The 17741-nt window shown below is 53.8% G+C and carries 13 protein-coding genes, 1 tRNA gene and 1 pseudogene; 8 read left to right on the top strand and 7 right to left on the bottom strand.

Annotation, left to right across the window (positions count from 1 at the left end; translation table 11 throughout):
• The first annotated feature begins 1 nt into the window (after window position 1).
• The 3 genes from aroE (at window position 2) to ACQ4MY_RS03570 (ending at window position 2963) form a co-directional block, all read left to right on the top strand.
• Window positions 2–817, top strand: a complete 816-nt coding sequence (aroE, locus tag ACQ4MY_RS03580) for a shikimate dehydrogenase (protein WP_440093772.1) — start codon at window positions 2–4, stop codon at window positions 815–817.
• Window positions 818–873: 56 nt separating this feature from the next.
• A complete protein-coding gene (locus tag ACQ4MY_RS03575; RefSeq protein WP_440093770.1) occupies window positions 874–2343 on the top strand; it encodes an MFS transporter in 1470 nt (489 codons plus the stop codon).
• Between the two features lie 104 nt (window positions 2344–2447).
• The gene (locus tag ACQ4MY_RS03570) at window positions 2448–2963 is read left to right on the top strand and encodes a cupin domain-containing protein (protein ID WP_440093768.1); all 516 of its coding nucleotides are present in this window, start codon (window positions 2448–2450) and stop codon (window positions 2961–2963) included.
• 1333 nt (window positions 2964–4296) lie between these two features.
• On the opposite strand, the gene ACQ4MY_RS03565 is transcribed toward ACQ4MY_RS03570, so the two are convergent.
• The 3 genes from ACQ4MY_RS03565 to ACQ4MY_RS03555 form a co-directional block, all read right to left on the bottom strand.
• Window positions 4297–5103 (bottom strand): hypothetical protein, encoded by an 807-nt coding sequence (locus ACQ4MY_RS03565; RefSeq protein ID WP_008372988.1) that lies wholly within the window; start codon window positions 5101–5103, stop codon window positions 4297–4299.
• A gap of 75 nt (window positions 5104–5178) precedes the next feature.
• Window positions 5179–7182 carry a UvrD-helicase domain-containing protein gene (locus tag ACQ4MY_RS03560; RefSeq protein ID WP_440093766.1) on the bottom strand — a complete coding sequence of 668 codons (2004 nt, stop codon included), beginning with the start codon at window positions 7180–7182 and terminating at the stop codon, window positions 5179–5181.
• Window positions 7179–9245, bottom strand: coding sequence for an ATP-dependent nuclease (locus ACQ4MY_RS03555; RefSeq protein ID WP_440093764.1), 2067 nt, complete (start codon window positions 9243–9245; stop codon window positions 7179–7181). The genes ACQ4MY_RS03560 and ACQ4MY_RS03555 overlap by 4 nt, the downstream gene beginning before the upstream one ends.
• A gap of 310 nt (window positions 9246–9555) precedes the next feature.
• Here ACQ4MY_RS03555 and ACQ4MY_RS03550 point away from each other — a divergent pair.
• Window positions 9556–9855: pseudogene (locus ACQ4MY_RS03550) on the top strand (DUF7693 family protein).
• Between the two features lie 184 nt (window positions 9856–10039).
• On the opposite strand, the gene ACQ4MY_RS03545 reads toward ACQ4MY_RS03550, so the two are convergent.
• Entirely contained in the window at window positions 10040–10258 is a 219-nt protein-coding gene (locus ACQ4MY_RS03545) for an antitoxin Xre/MbcA/ParS toxin-binding domain-containing protein (protein ID WP_084915686.1), read from the bottom strand.
• Window positions 10259–10588: 330 nt separating this feature from the next.
• A complete protein-coding gene (locus ACQ4MY_RS03540; RefSeq protein WP_440093762.1) occupies window positions 10589–11731 on the bottom strand; it encodes a hypothetical protein in 1143 nt (380 codons plus the stop codon).
• A gap of 177 nt (window positions 11732–11908) precedes the next feature.
• Between ACQ4MY_RS03540 and ACQ4MY_RS03535 the strand changes: the two genes are divergently transcribed.
• Window positions 11909–12184 carry a hypothetical protein gene (locus ACQ4MY_RS03535; RefSeq protein WP_153338034.1) on the top strand — a complete coding sequence of 92 codons (276 nt, stop codon included), beginning with the start codon at window positions 11909–11911 and terminating at the stop codon, window positions 12182–12184.
• A gap of 414 nt (window positions 12185–12598) precedes the next feature.
• On the opposite strand, the gene ACQ4MY_RS03530 is transcribed toward ACQ4MY_RS03535, so the two are convergent.
• Window positions 12599–13591: a DUF4238 domain-containing protein gene (locus ACQ4MY_RS03530; protein ID WP_084915684.1), complete on the bottom strand. Its 993-nt coding sequence runs from the start codon at window positions 13589–13591 to the stop codon at window positions 12599–12601.
• Between the two features lie 614 nt (window positions 13592–14205).
• Between ACQ4MY_RS03530 and ACQ4MY_RS03525 the strand changes: the two genes are divergently transcribed.
• The 3 genes from ACQ4MY_RS03525 (at window position 14206) to ACQ4MY_RS03515 (ending at window position 15714) form a co-directional block, all read left to right on the top strand.
• A complete protein-coding gene (locus tag ACQ4MY_RS03525; RefSeq protein ID WP_440093759.1) occupies window positions 14206–14997 on the top strand; it encodes a hypothetical protein in 792 nt (263 codons plus the stop codon).
• Window positions 14988–15112: transfer RNA gene (locus ACQ4MY_RS03520), tRNA-OTHER, on the top strand. Before ACQ4MY_RS03525 ends, ACQ4MY_RS03520 begins: the two co-directional genes overlap by 10 nt.
• Before the next feature lie 341 nt (window positions 15113–15453).
• Window positions 15454–15714, top strand: coding sequence for a hypothetical protein (locus ACQ4MY_RS03515; protein ID WP_440093758.1), 261 nt, complete (start codon window positions 15454–15456; stop codon window positions 15712–15714).
• An 818-nt stretch (window positions 15715–16532) separates the two neighbouring features.
• Here ACQ4MY_RS03515 and ACQ4MY_RS03510 read toward each other — a convergent pair.
• Window positions 16533–17597, bottom strand: a complete 1065-nt coding sequence (locus tag ACQ4MY_RS03510) for a restriction endonuclease (protein WP_440093757.1) — start codon at window positions 17595–17597, stop codon at window positions 16533–16535.
• Window positions 17598–17741 lie beyond the last annotated feature (144 nt).

Genomic DNA, 17741 nt, shown 5'->3' with positions numbered 1-17741 from the left:
CATGCCTCAATCCCTGCCAACCTTGTGTGGATCCATCATGGGGTCGCCGTTTTCGCTCTCGGCAAAAATCCACAACGCTGCTTACGCCGCATTGGGCCTGGACTACACCTTTGTCTGTTTCGGCGTCGAAGATCCGGTTGCGGCCGTGGCGGCCATTCGCGCGCTGGGCGTGCGCGGCATGAACGTTTCGATGCCGTACAAAACTGCAGTCATGCCTTGTCTGGACAAGATCGACGAATCGGCCCAAGTGATTGGTGCGGTCAACACCATCAACAACGTCGAGGGCGTGTTGACCGGTTACAACACCGACTACCTGGGAGCCGTGCGCGCCCTGCAAGAAGTCACCGAGCTGAGTGGTAAGCGTATCGCTGTGATCGGTGCCGGCGGAGCAGCTCGCGCGGTGGTTTACGGTTGCCTGCAAGCAGCGGCGGAGGTCACGGTATTCAACCGCAGCATCGAACGTGGTGCCGCCCTGGCCGAGGATCTTGGCGCCCGGTGGGGCGGCAACGTCGGAGCATTTGCGGCGACGTCGTTCGACATCGTCATAAACGCCACCTCCGTAGGTTTCAAACAGCCCGAGAGCAACCCGCTGGACGGCGTTCTGGCCAGCCACCTGATTGTGATGGATGTGGCTTTCATGCCGGTGCAGACCGCGCTGCTGTTGCAAGCCAAAACGTTGGGTTGCCGCACCGTCGCCGGCACTCGCATGTTGGTGCATCAGGCTTGTCGGCAGATCGAGCTGTACACCGGCAGAGACGCGCCCATCGACATCATGGAGAAGGCCATGCTCGAGGAAATACAGCGCCTGAAATTGTAAGCAATCCCACTACCCGTGAATAACAAGATGCCAAAAAGGCACCTGGAGGTAACACGATGGCTCATGATCATTCACCATCCGACGTTGCTTTGATCCCCGACGCGCGCGAACAAAAGAAAGACCTGCATCGCGCCGCCTGGGCCTGCTCTTTGGGCAGCGCCCTTGAATACTACGACTTCGCACTTTATACCTTGGCCTCGGCGCTGATCTTCGGGCCGCTGTTCTTCCCCGAGCAGAGCCGTGCCATGAGCCTGATCGCCAGTTTCGGCACCTACTTTCTGGGCTTTGCGGTACGCCCCTTGGGCGGCGTACTGTTCGGCATGCTGGGTGATCGGGTAGGGCGCAAGTTCGTGCTGACGTCCACGGTGCTGTTGATGGGTATTTCCAGCACCCTGATTGGCGCACTGCCTACCTTCCATCAGATCGGTTATCTGGCACCAGTATTGTTAGTCGTCCTGCGCCTTTTGCAGGGGCTGGGTGCCGGGGCGGAGCAGGCCGGAGCGGCAGTGATGATGACCGAATACGCGCCCGAGGGGCGGCGCGGTTTCTACGCGGCGTTGCCATTCCTCGGTATTCAGTTGGGCACCATCCTCGCGGCGCTGGTGTATTTCCTGGTGGTCAGCGGCAATGACAACGTCATTGAGAGCGGGCTTTGGCGCGTGCCGTTTTTCAGCAGTGTGGTCATCGTGGCATTGGCCTTGTACATGCGTATGTCGCTTCAGGAATCACCGACGTTCGTGCGTCTCAAGGCGCTCAAGCGTGTCTGCGACAACCCATTGAAAAGTGCGATGGAACACTCCAGACCGACTTTATTGTTGGGTATCGGGCTGCGCCTTGGAGAGAACGGTGGGTCATCGATATACCAGGCTTTGGCGGTGAGCTACATCGTCGGCGTCGTGGGTTTGCAAGGGCCGGTGGGCGTCTTGACCCTGATCTGTGCAGCCTGCCTCGGCGCGATGACCGTGCCGATTGCGGGAAAACTCAGCGACCGGTTTGGTCGTGTCGTGGTCTACCGGGCTTTCGCAGTGCTACAACTGGCACTGGCATTTCCGGTGTGGTGGGTACTGAGTCTTGGCCATGTCGTGGCGAGCATCATTGCGATCTCCATCGCGCTGGGCATCGGGACCTGGGGCATGTTCGGCACCCAGGCTGCGTTGATGCCTGAACTCTTTGGCTCGCGTCACCGTTATATGGGGGTATCGATCGCTCGGGAAGTGTCCGCGGTCATCGCCGGGGGGATTGCGCCGATGATCGGGGCTGGCATCATCGCTCTGGTAGTGGCGAGCCATGACGGCGATGCCAGCGCGGGCATCAATGCATGGCTGCCGATCGCTTGCTATCTGAGTTTGCTCACGTTGATCACTCTGTACACCACGTTCAAGACACCGGAAACACTTAACCGTGATTTGGACGAGGCCCGCGATGCCTGGGAAATGGCCCGTGCAGGAAAAGTGATGAGCGGGGACATTTCAGGCGTTCACGTGGGTTCGGTGATTACCGCCCGGCATAGCATCAGGGCGCGCTGAAGGTGCCTTTGGAGGAGGGCATCGACTAGAGTCAATACTTAGCTCTACTAAATGACCGTTTAGTAGAGCTAAAGTCAAACACTGCCAATTTTACGGATAAGGCCATGATTTCACACCAAAACCCTGCACAGGACGTCATCAAAGCGCTGGACCTAGAGCCTCACGTCGAAGGCGGCTATTTCCGCAGAACCTATCAGGCTGATCATAGAGAAATGCTCGAAACCACGGGTGGTCCTCGATACCTGATGACCTCGATTTACTATCTGCTGACCGAAGATTCGCCGGTGGGCCAGTTCCATTTCAACCAATCCGACATTCTGCATTATTTCCATTTGGGCGACGCCATTGAGTACAGCCTCATTCATGCTGACGGTTCACTGCAAACGCTGATGATGGGTAGCGAAGTTTTGAGCGGTCAGCAATTGCAATTACACGTACCAGGCGGGATCTGGAAAGCTTCACGCTTGCTGAGCGGTTCGAACGGATTTGGATTGATCAGTGAAGCGGTTTCACCTGGATTCGATTTTGCGGACATGGAGATGGGTGATCGGCGGAAACTGTCGGCGCGGTTTCCACAGCATCGAGTGCTGATAGAAATGCTGACGCGTGACGATGATTGAGAGGTGGAGATTTCAGGGATGGGAATCGGCGAGGTTCAAGGTGCTTGGAGGTGATGCTGGAGATTCAATTCCAGTGTGTGACTGGGCTAGATCTGTAATATCTTGTTACGTGTAATGTATATTATGTTAAATCATGTATTGCGCTATGCGCCCTTGCAACAACGCCTGCTTCCTGTGACTGTTAGCTAAAAATGATAAATCTGTGACCCCCACTGATTAATCGGAAACGTGGACGACTTAATCGGAAAGCATTCCACGCCAACCAGTTAGGTTGCACAACTGACGTACTATCTCAACCCGGCTACGCCTTTTCTGTCAGTACTAAATTGGAAAAAACCGCTCTGTAGCCCCTGATTTTTGGTGCCCACCGCCTGCGACCAAATCTCTCCTTGGTGTGCCGCGTGACGAAAGTAAATTGGAAAATGGAACTCAGCCATACTGGCCCCAGCGCAAATCCTTGTTCTCAATGAACTTATTCTCGCGCAAATATTAAAGCTGCTCCTGTACTCTGGGTGATTGACGAAAGTTAATCGGACAAACATTCGTCTGCACGGCTGACGCCGCCCAGATGTTTGCTTTCATAGCACCTGCTCTATAGATTCAGATGCTGAGATCTCTAAGGCTCAAGGCTGTTAGCCGTTCGCAATGGCCGGCCTACATTTGGATGCATATATGGTTCTGATGTTTCATGGACTGCTGACGCAGCCTGACTCGCATGCCGAGGGCTCCAGCGAACGGTCTTGTGCAGAAAAAGAGCTGGTGCGTATTTACCTCCAAAGTCTTCCGTCGGCTTTACGTGCTCAGGAAAGCTATGCGTTGATGACTGATTATGCGCTGGCCACCCGGGGCTTGAAGGCGCCGCACGCTAGATCGTTTGCCCAGTCATCTGCCACTGACAAGGCACTTTGGAAAATACGAGCCCCCTACTCTCCTGAGCGCTCAAGCCTCGGTCGAGCAAGCTCATGACCGGGGAAGTGCTCAGTCCAGGTGCCCCCCCCCCGGCTCGAAAATGATCGGATACCAGTCACGGAAAGCCTGCACGCATGATCACATTCAACACTAGGCAGGCCACCCAAGCGGTGGATGCTCCCCCGCACTAGAGCCAACGCTTTGGTGCAGCCGGGAAAAACTAAGCCATAGCTTAGATTCTCTAGTCAACTGTGACAAAACCGCAAAAACTAAGGTAAATCTTAGTTTTCAGCTTCTGATCGTAGGCAGTGGGTTGCCTGACAGAATGCGTACATGGCTCTCCCAGCACTCAACATTTGCTCGGTCGCGGTGAGCCCTTCAAGACCGCAGCTTGAGTCCAGGGCCTAATCGACGCATTCCCCACCTACCCTCGCTTGCGAAGTATGCGCTTGGCCGTTGGCTCATTTCTGACGATGAGCAGCTCGGAGTCCAAGACTGTGCGCGAAATAAATGCAAGCGTGCGAAGCGTAGGCTGGGCATCGATTGCCCGCGCGACCTCATCTGGGTTGACCGACTTGTGCCCGATCAGGCGCCGGCTTCTGCTTTTACGGAGCGCGTCGACGATCAGTTGGCCAAGTTGGCGAATCCCGCTCTCATCCAGATCCCGGGTGGCTCGTTGATCCCGGGAGGTACCTAGAAGATCACTCATCATGTGGGTTTTGACTCGCGATGGGTCATCCGAACACAGGTAGGCCACAGGATGGCTATTGAACACAACGTAGTGCTCATCATCGTCAGGCAGCACGCCGATATCATTGGGGCGGAACCCGAAAGAGTTGTCGACGATTTGCTTCGACAGGTAATGCGTATTGAGCTCGGCGCTTAGATGGAACGCAGGGGCCACGTAGTAGACTTCACTGCCCGTGCTTTCGAGCTCCAGTAGCAAATCATGCTGCGCGGAATGCCGTAACGCATGGAGGTGCCAACGGTAGTAGGCGCCCCCCATCAGCGTATATTCCTTGCAGTTTGTGCGCTCCAAGCGATGGCTCAGCTTGAACTGCAGAAACAGTGGCGATCCGAAAGGAATCTTCACGTCGTAGCCGCCACCCGGTTTTCCCTCCTTCTGGAGTGAAGGAAACTCAGGGGCAGCCACTACATGAGTGCTAGGCGCTGTGATCAGCTCGTTGGTGAAGGCGAAGCCGTAGGAAAATTCTGACATCTCGGGTTTCATTATTGCTGCGTCCTTGCTGTTGGTCATTCATGGCAAAGCATCGGGCTTTAATGTCTGCATAGTGGCGGTCGGTGACTAAGGGGCAGGTGCTGACGCTGCAAGCTCCAGAATTGACCAGCCAGCTTTCTCAAGCGCAACCCTGCGCTTTACACCAGTAGCGCCCTCCCCCAATGAACTCTGCCGTATGGCCAAGCACAACATGTGCGACGGACGGGTCATCCCGACGTACATCAGCATCATGTCTTTCTTCGCTGTTTCCTGGGGCCTCTTGGTAGCTGCTTTTTTTCCCTCAAGACATGGCATGAGTTTCTGGATGAAGTGACTGCCCCTGAAGGTCTCCAGGATTATCGTCGCGGCGTGTGTCTTACCCTTTTCCGAGTGAATGGATGACATCCGGATGTCGACGCCGGCAGAGACATCCTGGAACCTGTAGGTGTTTACAAGGGAACCCCCTGTTTCTCCGGCTTCGGTGGCAACGGGAGCGGGCTCATAAGCAAGGTATTGGCGCCCCAGGAGTTCAGCTGCCACACCCTCAGAATCATAGAGCGCGGCAGCCAGTACCATGAGTTTCGGTGCGATGACCTTGACCCAATCCTGCTGCGTGATTTCGGACGGCACAAACAGCATCTGCTGGAGACAATCGCGGTATTGAGCGAAGGCTTCGTGCTTAATCATGAATTTCTCATGCACAGCGGCTTGGTGCCGACCTCGGATCTGAACCAGGCTGCGAGGGAAAGCCAGCTCACCGAGGTTGATCAGACACGAGGCCAGTAGCTCAACGGCCGAGTTGGCCGTGGGCTCCTTCATCGCATAGCGGCGTGCTATATGTGCGCCCTCGGCGAACGTGCGGGGCTTAAACGACGTCTTAGTCGTGTCAGACCGATAGGATGGCCAATAATGCTCCAAGGCTTTCGGGTACTGGTTGGGTTTGAAGTTCTCAAGCCGATGCACGGCGCCGACGGCGAACACACCTTTTTCGCGGATATCTTCCGGCAGATGTTTCAGCACCAGCTTGCCGAATTCGTCCAGCACTCCGGTTGCATCCTCGTCCGGAAAGACGATGATCGTGTGCGGGATGGTGCTGGGTTCCCCTTCAGTCCGCAGCCCTTTCAAGCCATCCGTTATCGGGACATAGGCAAACGTGTTGGCAATCGATGCAATGGCCTGATCAAAGCGGAAGCTGCTGGCGATCTCCAACTGACGTTTTGGGTCAGGGAACGGATCTGATAGTGGTGTCTTCCTGTCGAAGATTTCCTGGTTTGGGTCGCCGACGCGGATGACCCGAACATCTGGATCATCGTGAGGAAAGACGCGTTGCAGTATCCCCGCCTGGTCAGGTTGGGTGTCCTGCATCTCATCGATCAACACGCACGGGAAGCGCAGACGCAATGCGCCGCACACGCCTGGTTCTTGGTCGAGTAAGGCGTGGCCCAGCACGAACACTTCATCGAAGCAGAAGTAACCTGCCTTGGCAGCGCCACCCAGCGATTTCACCACACTTTTGTAGGTGGCGGTGTGCGGTGCAAAGCCGATATTTTCATCCCCGAGTGGATGATCGAAATCGGCAGACCGGACTCGCAGGCTGTGGAGGCTTTTGTGCTTCATCTCAAAGGCCGTCTTTGCACCGAAGTGCTCGCTATCCGTCAGCTTTCTTCGGCGTGCCTTGTGCGTGAGGTCATCGTCAATGGCCAGCAGTGCAATCCCTTTCGAGCGCAGCCATGGCGAAGCCAAGAATCGTCCGGTGAAACCATGGATAGTGTCGATATAGTGAGGGAAGCGCAGCAGCCGTTGACCTACTTCCGTACCGCCGAGGCGTTTCTCGATCTCTTCCCTGGCCGCGTTGGTGTGTGAAAGCACGCAGATACCCTGCATACGGCTCTTCCAGTGACGAGCCAGGATGGCCAATTTCGCCACGACCAGCGTCGTCTTGCCGCTTCCCGGGCAAGCCGCTACATCGATGGTATCCATGGACTTCAAGAAATCACGACGAGGCTCGTCCAGCGTTTCCAGCCCCATAAGCTTGATGACCCAATCCACATCGGCATCAGTGATGGGGGCAACCAGTTGGCTAAGCGTCATTCGGCGACCTCATCCAGCGGATCAGCTGAGCCTGCCGGTGCTGCCGGCACCACGAGGTTGTGAGCTGGGCTAGAGGTTGTGGTCAGTGCGGCACCTCCGGTTGCGTACTCGATCGCGTGGACAACATAAGTGGGCAGCAGCCCACGCAGCGTCGTGGCGTCCAGGGTTTTGTTTTCAAACCGCTGGTCGATCAAATCGATCAGGTGCTGGGCTGCGATCGCTTTAGAAGCTCTTTTGAACAGTTTGTAGATCGCGGAACACCGAGCATCCTCGGTGGTATAGGTGGTCTGGATCTTGTCGAAAGCTGTCCGCGCCTTCTTCAGCAGCGTGATCTTGGTCTCCTTGCCTTCGTCGATCTTTTCCTCATTGATGGCAAGGTATGCGGCATGGTGGACTTCCTGCGAAAGACCCTTGAACGCTAGGTCGTACTCAAGCGTCCAGTGATCTGCAACGTATGTGCGCACGCATTGCCCGTCACTTTCTGCTCGCTTGTCGCGGTGCTCCTTGAGGCCTTTTTCAAGGTCAGGCGCAGTGGCACCGAAGTCTTTCATCGCGCGCCAGCGTCGATCGGATTTGTCTGGCCATACAGCCCCTTTTACTCCCTTCAGGCTCAAAATCTCGGGTGCACAGTCCGGCATCACGTCCATGTCTGTAATGCAGGCGGTAGGCACCGATATCTCCCCCTTAGAAGTGTCTTTCCGCTGCAGGATTTTCGAATACCGGCGCAGGCCGACGCCGCCCACGTTGATAATCGATACACCATGCTTGGTGAGATCTTTGCCAAGTCGCCGAGCGAGTGACGGCAGCAGAATGGCCTCGGCATCACCTTCTACGACCAGTAGCCCCTTCGCGAAGAACAGACCCGCTTTGGTAACGTCCAGGAAGCGGCTGAGGAAGCGATAGTCGTCAGGAGCAAGGCAGGTTTGTTCTTCCGCAAGGGAGAACGCTTGCTGCCGCTGCATCAGAACCAAGTTCTGCAACGGAATTTTGGAGCTTAGGTTGGGGCTGTGCGTGGTCAATATGACTTGAACCGGCCTCAAACCTGTAGCTGGCTGAGCCGCAGCCTCAAGAAACTCCATCAATTGGAGTTGGCGCTGAGGATGTAGGTGCGCTTCTGGCTCTTCGATGAGGAGCAACGGAAGTCCGTCGGGCTCTTTACCGAGCAGCAGTAGCTCACAGGCCATGAACAGCACGTTGTTCGAGCCCAGCCCATAAACGCCGCGGGCTTCACCTGTGGCGTGATCCAACAGCCCCAGCTCCAAACGCTCTAGGATCTGTTTGAGTTTGGCGGGATCCGTTCCCGCCTCCCCGAAACCAATGCGACTTGTCAGTGGCTGACCAGCAAGGGAGAGCGGACGCAGGTAGGTGTCGTTGATTTCCTTCTGCGCGGAGACGATGGCGCCGTGGCTGTTCACCAGGTGGCGAAGATAGTCGCCCATGCCTGCAATGCTGAGGGCCTCAGCGTCAGCAAGGTCAGTTGGAAGCGCTGCAGGATCAAAGGCGCTGCCGGCGTCAATGTTAGGGAAACTACTGAGTACCTGAGACAGGCGCGAGTTTCTACCCGGCGACATCTCTCGTTCTGCGTCGCGTAGCGGTTTCAGGTACGCGGTGGCCAGTAGTTGCCGTACACCCACGTCCAACGACGGGCCTTCTCCGTTTTCACCCGAGCGAACCGAGATGTCGACCCATTTACGGGTGGAGGCGGAGGCAACGATGCGGCGAGCCGACCAGTGAACGTATAGCCTCCCAACGCCACCCTTGTAGGTCACATACTCAGCGAAAGCGCCGAGTTCCGCGGGGCTCAGTCCTTCCAGCGTACACCTGAGGGTGATGGCTTCCGCCTGGGTGCCATCGTTGGCGATGTGAAAGTCCTCGATCTGTAGTCTGAGATACTCAGCATCACGTGTCTGCAGAACGTAGCGAATCGCATCGATGACTGCGGTTTTGCCCGCGTCGTTTTCACCTACGAGGGCTGTCACGCCTTCGTTGAACTGGATGTTCAACGCATGACCGCCTTGGCCGAACTGGCGGAAGTTTTCGATTTTCAAAGCCGAAAGGTACACAGCGCTACCCTCACCTGATTCAGTGGCAGGGAGGGGGTTGCTGAGCGTCAACCTGACCGATGCTATCCCTCCCTGGATGCGCTAGCTATATGCCACGAAAAAGCCATTGGTGCTAGACGATTCATCCGGTTGCTGCCGGATCGTGATAATTCGGCATACTCGCGTGGGCGTATAGCCGCTGCGAGTATCAGTGCGGCACAAATTGATGGCGGCGTAGCCCGCGCAAGACGTCAAGGTTCATTTGCGATGCTGTCGGCCCAGGCCGGTCGCGAACAGGCCGAAAGCATCAATACGCACAGGAGCTTTTCGTTTGGCAGCAAAAACACTAACAGCTCGCGAGGCCTATCAAATCCTGCGAGACATTGCCCAAGAGGTTCGCACCATGCGCCGCATTGGCCAGCAGTCGTGGGCTGAGATCTACTGTGGCTTGATGACTGTCGAGGCCGACGGCTGGGTGTTCTGAGACACCCTCGATTATTGCGACAGCTGCAACAGCCCCGAGTGACGTGCTTACGTTTTTGACTCGCTGCAGTCGTACAGTACCGACCCTGTGGAGCTGTTGAGCACTAGGGGGCAAGTCACGTTAGAAAAGTTGCTGAGAGACACCTAGACGCCCCGCACTCAGCATAGATCGAGAAGGAACTAACCTCACCCAGGGCCGCTCAGGAGGCGCACGGCCAATTCGCCCGATGGGCATATGGAGGTTTACATCATCAGGGTGTGGCTGGCTTCGCAGCCCTGAGCCGAATCAGGCTCGAGATCTGACACGCCTTTAGAACGTTGTTCACTAACAATCAGGCGACAAATCCATGCTCCAAGCGCCTGATAAACTCGATAACCGTGTCCGTCTCCAGCCTGGTTGCGATCATAGCGGCAGGGGCTTTGCCGCCAAATGCTTTTACCGGACGTGACATCCAATTCATCGCTGCGTCGATATCGCCGCCATACAAGCGCTTAGCGGCGTCGAGAACTTCTAAATAACGCGCCTGTTGATCGGGGGGCAAAGTGCTCATGAGTACGCTCCTTCTGCGGTCTGATCCTAGACTACACCATCGCCATCCGCTCAATGTCCCTCCTTATAGGCGAGCCTGGCGCCAGTTTCAGGCGTGCCTATTACTACGATCCCGGCAGGAGGTTACGTTGGCCTGAGGCTGGCGTCTCACAAAAGGTGTAAACCAGCTTTTTGACGTGTAAAGCGCGGTGGTTTACACATCAAAAAATTGGTTAACACACCGGGGCAAGGGCTGTTTCAAGCTAGATCCTCACTTCTCACCCGGATTCCCTCCCCGTATCCCACTGCGTATCAGCACGCTTTGACTCAAGTCCACAACACCATGTTTTCGTCATTCGCATGCTCGCTGCAATCGCTCAGCAAACAGAGGCAGATAAAGCTCAGACTCGGCTATTTGCCACCAAACCTTGTTCTCATCTTTGTCGGTCATGGCCAGCAGATCGTGCGCCAGAAAGACCTCAAAGCCCGCCCTCGCGACCTTATCTTCGGCGGTGAACTCGTAGAGCCCTGCTTGGACAAGTAGCTTTTTGACGATCAGCGGCAGCAACCAGGCGGAGAAAATGAGGTGGTTATGGCTAGGCCAGATGCTTCCCTTCTCACCATTTGCGGGGCCATGAGCTGCCGCGTTACGAGCGGCACAGAAATCGTGTACCCAGGCGTCGAGCGGGCGATTTACGTGTTTGTCCCAGTGCTTGCACCACCACTGTTCGTCCAGTCTCCCTTTATGCCAGATGGGCGGGTTCGGTAGCTCGTCGAAGTGTTCGTTGATGGCTCTGCGGAAGGCAGCTTTGTCATGAGGAACGTCAAGCAGCGTGTCTATGGCGACCCGCATCAGGATCAGTTCGGATCGTTCATCTATGGATGACGCATCGGTATTGGCTCTGAGAAAGGAAACGACCGCCTCGTCGATACGTTCCTTAAGTTCCCCAGCAGGTAGCTTGAGTAGTGCTTCAAGCAGTGGGGTGTCGAGCGTAATCCGCGAGCTGTTGTCGACGTGGTACGGCCGAATGAACTTGAGCCCTGCCCTGCCCGCCAGCATGATTTGTGTTCCACCGTCACGCCGGCGCGTGGTCACACAGGAATGAGCCGGTGACGCGGCATCAAACCGCTGCGCAACGACCTGGAGTGTGTCGGCGTTGCAATAGTCGGAAGTTGAGCACAACGACCGACCTACCAAGGCAGAGAATGCGAGATACGAACACTGAACCAGTCGCTGCTGGATCTGGGCATCCGAGGCTTCAAGGCCCGGTGTGTCTTCGTCCCAAATGATTACAGCGGCTTGCTGGATCGGCTGTGAAGGCTGAGAGCCGTACCCTCGGTCGTCGTAGTTGCCTAGTACGCCGTCGAAAGCTTCCTGCGGTATGCCCAGCAACTCACCCGGAAGTCGACCTCGCTCGTAAGGGATCAAACGAAGATCTGCTATTCGCACCTCTTTGGTAGCAGATACCCACGGTAGAAAGAACACAACTGCCATAGCCCCTCGCTGCACTTGGTCATAAGATTGAAGAATCTTAGCTCAGCATCGCCACCGTATTCTCTTCATTCCGCAGCAGACTCTTGCCTCGAAAGCTCCCCAATGTAGCGACAAGCTGGACAGCCATGTGGTATCGATCTTCCAGGCGATTGGTATTCCTATTCGATCCTGGACGGGATGATTGCCCACGACGCCGGCTGTGCAAATGCGGCTGCGGAATTCTTCGTTACAACGCTTATGAAGGACGGCTGGTCATCGAACACATCGCACCGGTTGGTGACAGAGACCGACTGGCAGCACCGGATGTATCGAGCATGGAGCGTTTTGAACGCCGAGAACCGCGGGATCGCAACGGCGCTCGACTATGAGGTGTACCAGAACTATTGGCCAAATCTGGAGTTTTGCGCGGATGGGTTTGAAGGGAAGATGGAGCGTTGGATCGCCTGGGCTTGAAGGCGACGCACTGTAGATCGCTTGCTCGGTCACCTGTCACTGACGAGGCACTTTGAAAAATACGAGCCCGCTACTCTCCTGAGCGCTCAAGCCTCGGTCGAGCAAGCTCATGACCGGGGACGTGCTCGATCCAGGTGATCCCACCGGTTCGAAATGATCGGATAGCAGTCACGGAAAGCCTGCACGCACGATCACATTCAACACTAGGCAGGCCACCTGGGAAATTGCACCTGACTTGACCAAGCGTTTTCATCCCACTTGACCACCTGGTTGCATTCGACTTGACCAGCCATTTGCATCGGGCTTGACCAGCGCACGGTACGCCTTGACCCGCAGGTATCGTCCCATAACTGCCGCCCAAAAGAATTGGCTTTCACAGCCGATTGCAGGCGGCCTTTATTTTGGCACGCTACCCTAAGAAGCAATCCTTCTAACAAAGCTAAATTTATAATTTACTCTAGGCCTATTGGTTTCTAGAAACGCTTGCCCATTCAACTCAGTCATTGTCGTTGACTCTTTAAATCGATTTTTTTTAAAAGACTTATCAAGAGATTCGAGATGTGCTCTAGAGGTACCCGGCCCAAAGTAAATATTTTTTTGACAATTTAGATATTGAAGGGCATTGAGATAAAACACATCAACCTCGTTTGTTAGCTTGTGAAAGCTAGTCTTTCTTAGTCCTATTTTGTGATTGCACTTATCATAGAAGACAAGTAAAAGCTTTGGCGTTAGTGGTAGTAACATTCTATAGAAACAGCTATTACTTTCTGCATCCATGTAGATCAGGGGGTTATCGCTAATAATGAAAGGCGTTCTTGTTTCGTTTATGAGCAGCTTCATTTCAAGCTTCAAGCTAGGAACCATGATGCTATTGGCGCTTTCAAATAGAATGGAGTGCGGATTGGTCATAGATACAGCTACACTATCGTAGAACTCATGCAGTTCTTGCTCAGAGAGTTGCCCATTCGCCACCTCTGCAAGCTTAGGCATAAGCTCAGGCCTTGCATGCTCCTTGATAATGGAATAGTTTTTTGTGACAACCTCCTCAGCCAGTTTCAATGCCTTGTCAGTTCGTACGTACTGATAAACAGAAAATACTGTCAGCAAAATATGAGCGCGACTCAATCGCTCTATATTAGGGATGGGAACTAAGCTTATTAGATCGATAATTTTCCCAACCTCGCCCTCGATCTCTCCCAGCTTTTTCTCTATAACTAAGTCCTTCCCGTAAAAATAGTGCTTTGCGCACTGCGGCTTATATGGGATCGACGACTTTATCTCGCCACTCGCAGCACTCATAAGGCCAATGTTAATTTTGTCTTCATGCGAGAATCGTTTAAGGAGCAGCCTAGGGACGAAGTGTTGATTCGCATACTCAGTCTTTTGTGGCTTAGCGTTTGAATCCATGAATTGTTACGCCCCGTAATCCGAATGAGGGTTTTATATATTTTATTTTGGTGTGCCTAGGTGACTAGCCTTGGGCTTGAGTCTCTAGAGTCCACATTGACACTGAATGGGCATAAAACCTCCTTGTAATAATCAGCTTCGGAATTATTCGCTTTCGCCACAAACAGAGCTCGGAAAGATATTATCCAAGTATACTACTGCGGTCTCTTGTGCAGCGTCCATGGTTTTCCTGGCCAATTCGACCTTTCGCAGTGAAGAATTTGGTGTAACGAGTGGCCCCGATGAGCGGCCAATTCTGCCTGTCTACGGCATGCTCCCGGCTGGCAGCTTCGGGTCGAAAGCTGCCGGCCGAGTGTGACCGCTATCGACCCACAGCGGACGTTCGACGATGGCAGAGATCGAACCTTAGCTATGGTTGCAGAATGGCAGTATTAGGATGATAGGTGCGAAAAAGTAGACCCTCAATAAAGGGGGCTGAGCCTGGAAGGAGGGCCTTTGGGATACAGGGAACAGGCATTGCGTTCATTGCAATAGTACTCCACTGGTCTATTTCACAAAGCTCAAGTTTTAACCTTATAATGTAGGCCTACCTTCATTTACTGAATGAGTATGCTATGACGCCTGGAGCCATTTTTACTAATTTGAAGAAAGAGCTGGGGGCCATCAATCCATACATGGCGATTGTAGATTCCTCAGTTAAAATTTTTCTCGAAGCATCAAAACAATCTGCCAATCCGCCTGGTTTTATCTCTGCGCAGGCTAAGTCGCTCGGGTACGGTACGCTCTATCTTGATCAGCTAGAGCTAGAGAAATCAAAACAGTTTGTATATCTCTCACATATAGCCTTCATGAACGGCAAAGCCGAAACTGCTTGTGATTACATTAGAAAACAGCCTTTAGTAGCCAAGCCTAATGTCAATGTAGAGGGTGATTTCCTTCGAAAGGCAATTCGGGTTATCCATTCGTCTAGAAACGGGGCAGGCGAGGTGATGAATGACGATGCGGCATTGTCAAGTTTTGTCGATGCCTCTGATGTAGCGGTGATTGATTATTATAGGAAAATGAGAAATATTAATTTTCACGGAGGGAGTTCTGAAGAAATAGTAATATTTAGTGAGACTTACGCCTCTACAGTTAGGGGGAGGTATAATTGGGTTCCTAGTCCATTTGGAAATTTGAAGGCTCAAGATATGATATTGCTGTCTAAAGTTTGGCAGCGAGTGATACGTGATCTTTGTGAAAGGTCGTTAGATCCCGAGCGGGATGTGCTTCCGTTGGTAGTGAAGCGATATAAGGGGGCAACCGGTGAGAGAATGCTGAACGGCGCCATAAAGCTCCTACGGCAAGAATATCTTCTTGACACCAGTGCCGCGACCGAGCTAGCATCGAGACTAAAGGCTGGTTAGCATAATCGGTTAATGCGCCCTACGGCTGCGCCTAGCGCAGCCTCCCCTCGAATGTTACTTGTGTCAGGTAGCATTCGAGGGGTAGATGGAGGTTCGAATCCTCTGCCAGCCACCATTTTCATTTTGACGCTGTCCTGATTCATTTGGATTGGTCGTCAACTTAGCCTTATACCGCAGGCATTGCTAGTTTTCAGTGTTCTGGGGCAATCCCAGTTCATTTCTGAATATCAACTATTATCAACTTTCTAGGTTGAGCCTTAGTCACGCACCGTATTGCCCTCATTCCCTAATGTCCTTTACCGGTCGGTATGAACTGGGTGGGATCATTGTCGAACATCGAATCCAAGCTGCCCTTGGCGGAGGTCAGTTCACGGCCAGAAGCGGACTTTCGCGTATTCCGAGGAGATTTGTGGGCATTCAGCAGCATGTAAACACCGATGGTCGGGAACACGCCTGGTGCGAGCGTTCAGTGCTGTAAATGCGACCGCCATCGACGCCTCTGCCAATGGTCGCCGCACGACCCTGGCTATTCCGATTGCCAGCGATGACACCGAGGCGCTGCAAGTAGCCGCCCAACTGGTGCGCGACGCCGGCAATGCACCGGTGATCACCGGCGACTTGGCGTCTTCAAGAGTGTTTGAAGATGGAACGCCCATCGATGAAGCTGATACCGATGAGGCTACGTTGCGCCAGTTGTTGGACTTGCCGGCTAAATGAGTCGAAGGCAGTAGAGCGTTGGGGTGTCGGCTACGCGGCCCTGACGCTATTTGGCCGCTCTCTCCCGGTTAGGGTAAGGAGCGGCCAGGCGCTAGCCTTACAGATCTGGTAGCTGATCTAACTCCGCTTTAACCCCCGGAACCAGTCCGCATCCGACGTCCGCTTTTGGCCGATTGCTGCCCTTCGTGAAGGGCAGCTTTGGGTCGATTTCTGCCGGTCAAGACGTACACTTGTGCTGGTCAATGCACTAGCCCACTCAAATGACCAGCTTTGTAGAGCTGGTAATCGATGGCAGCTGATAGAAATGGCCGGCCTTAAGACGAAGGCGTTTGGGATGATAGCTCACCGCCATCTTCGCCTGCAGTATCAATCCAACACTCCGCTATGACCTGTCAAATGAAAAAGCTATCCGAGCTTATTTATTATCGAAAAAAGATTGAGACTGCTCCCTTCGCAGCTGTTCTCTTTAAATAGAACCACGTAGATCTAATTTTATCTCTTCTTGCGCTGCAGGTGATCTTTGAAAAGGATAAAAATAGAATTTAAGCCCTTATATGAGAGAAAAAATCCAATTTTATCTTAGGAAAATGCATGCGAAAAATATTATATCTTTAAAATCAGTTGGTTAAAATTATCTTTTTTATGGAGCGCTGACAGTCGGTTTGTGCACAAAACCCCGTCTAGTGGAAAATCAGCCCCTCGCGTTACCCCTCCAGTCCTGTCGGAAAACTAAGCTTTGAGCGCAACCCAAAGCCACCTGCGCCAACTCACCAAGAAACACCGCGCGCCTATGCAAGCTCGACGCGCCAGAGACGAACTCAAGTCAACGCGTGCATTCGTAGCTTCTCAAGGGTTTCAACGAGGTCGTCATGGTGCAGAAGAGGCACATTCAGGTTTGTAGCGGCTGTTCGAGCCGCTTTCGTGAAGGACGCGTTAGAGACTACGGCGCCCACATCACAGCGGTAAAAGCCTTTCGCAGAGTAAGCCTCCTGGACGCTACCGTTACCAACAGGCTGGGAGTAATACTTGCACTGGATCGCCGCCTGAAAGGAGCCTTTGATAGCAATGATGTCTGCACCATGATCCCCGGTGGCCGGTGTCATCTTCGCCTGCCAGTCGGCCTCTTCCAGGATCCGCGCCACATGCATCTCATAGTCAGAGCCGGAGCTGTGCTCGTGAAGCTGAGTTTCTGTTGTTTGGTCATCGAGTGACGCGGTGGCCGGGACGATGTCATTCATCAATTCGAGCATGGCTTTAAGCGGAGGATGCACAGTGAGCCCGTGCGCCTCCATCGCTGGGATAGCGACTGCCTTGATGAAGTACTTTGCGTGCTTTGGCCAATCGCCGTCTCGCAGGATCTCGTACTCGTCTTTGTAGGCACACTGGATTCGCTTCCTTGAAAGCGTGATCAGGTGTTCTTCGGTAAGCTCCTCAAGGAGCGCCAGCCCCTCTGTGATCTGAGCGTTTTGAAGCATTTCGCCCAGGGTTGAGTGCGCAGTGTCGTACCAGGCTTCATTGAAAGGCGTCCATGGCCAGTGCGGTTTTCTGCGACGCTGGTCTCTCGGGATCGCAGACCAGAGTCGGTTCATGCGCATCGATCTGCGCACCACATTGAAAACATAGGCACTGATGCTGAAAACGTAGTAGCCCACGACGGTACAGAGCGTGATGAAGAGAGCCGGATTCGTGTACTTGTCTGAAACGCCGCAGGCGCCGGCGATGATGGTCACGATGGCAAAAAAAATGCCGTGCACAAACGGCGTCCACCATTGAGCATCGGTCTTGCGGTAGAGCGCGATGAGCAAGATGGCTGCAAGAACGTACAGAGCTAAAAGAGTAGGTTCAAAAAGACCTAAATTGATTTGAAGAGAGCCGGTGCTCATCATCATCCTTGGCATAAATAAATATGGAATATTGCCAGGATTCTAGCAACTAACTGTTCATGCATCCAGTGTGGCTGAGCACTGGCTTCGCCTCACCCTCCCCCGATTCGATTCCTATGGCGACTCTGGCCCGAGCAGAATGAA

Source organism: Pseudomonas sp. SM4, assembly GCF_051913165.1.
Taxonomy (GTDB): domain Bacteria; phylum Pseudomonadota; class Gammaproteobacteria; order Pseudomonadales; family Pseudomonadaceae; genus Aquipseudomonas.
This window is presented reverse-complemented; position numbering and strand designations above follow the sequence as displayed.

What these genes read in the sequence shown, in the direction of transcription:
- ACQ4MY_RS03570 (WP_440093768.1), top strand. Translation starts at nt 2,448, where the DNA reads ATGATTTCACACCAAAACCCTGCACAGGACGTCATCAAAGCGCTGGAC.
- ACQ4MY_RS03510 (WP_440093757.1), bottom strand. Translation starts at nt 17,597, where the DNA reads ATGAGCACCGGCTCTCTTCAAATCAATTTAGGTCTTTTTGAACCTACT.
- ACQ4MY_RS03565 (WP_008372988.1), bottom strand. Translation starts at nt 5,103, where the DNA reads ATGAAACCCGAGATGTCAGAATTTTCCTACGGCTTCGCCTTCACCAAC.
- ACQ4MY_RS03525 (WP_440093759.1), top strand. Translation starts at nt 14,206, where the DNA reads ATGACGCCTGGAGCCATTTTTACTAATTTGAAGAAAGAGCTGGGGGCC.
- ACQ4MY_RS03575 (WP_440093770.1), top strand. Translation starts at nt 874, where the DNA reads ATGGCTCATGATCATTCACCATCCGACGTTGCTTTGATCCCCGACGCG.
- ACQ4MY_RS03545 (WP_084915686.1), bottom strand. Translation starts at nt 10,258, where the DNA reads ATGAGCACTTTGCCCCCCGATCAACAGGCGCGTTATTTAGAAGTTCTC.
- ACQ4MY_RS03530 (WP_084915684.1), bottom strand. Translation starts at nt 13,591, where the DNA reads ATGGATTCAAACGCTAAGCCACAAAAGACTGAGTATGCGAATCAACAC.
- ACQ4MY_RS03560 (WP_440093766.1), bottom strand. Translation starts at nt 7,182, where the DNA reads ATGACGCTTAGCCAACTGGTTGCCCCCATCACTGATGCCGATGTGGAT.
- ACQ4MY_RS03540 (WP_440093762.1), bottom strand. Translation starts at nt 11,731, where the DNA reads ATGGCAGTTGTGTTCTTTCTACCGTGGGTATCTGCTACCAAAGAGGTG.
- ACQ4MY_RS03535 (WP_153338034.1), top strand. Translation starts at nt 11,909, where the DNA reads ATGATTGCCCACGACGCCGGCTGTGCAAATGCGGCTGCGGAATTCTTC.
- aroE (WP_440093772.1), top strand. Translation starts at nt 2, where the DNA reads ATGCCTCAATCCCTGCCAACCTTGTGTGGATCCATCATGGGGTCGCCG.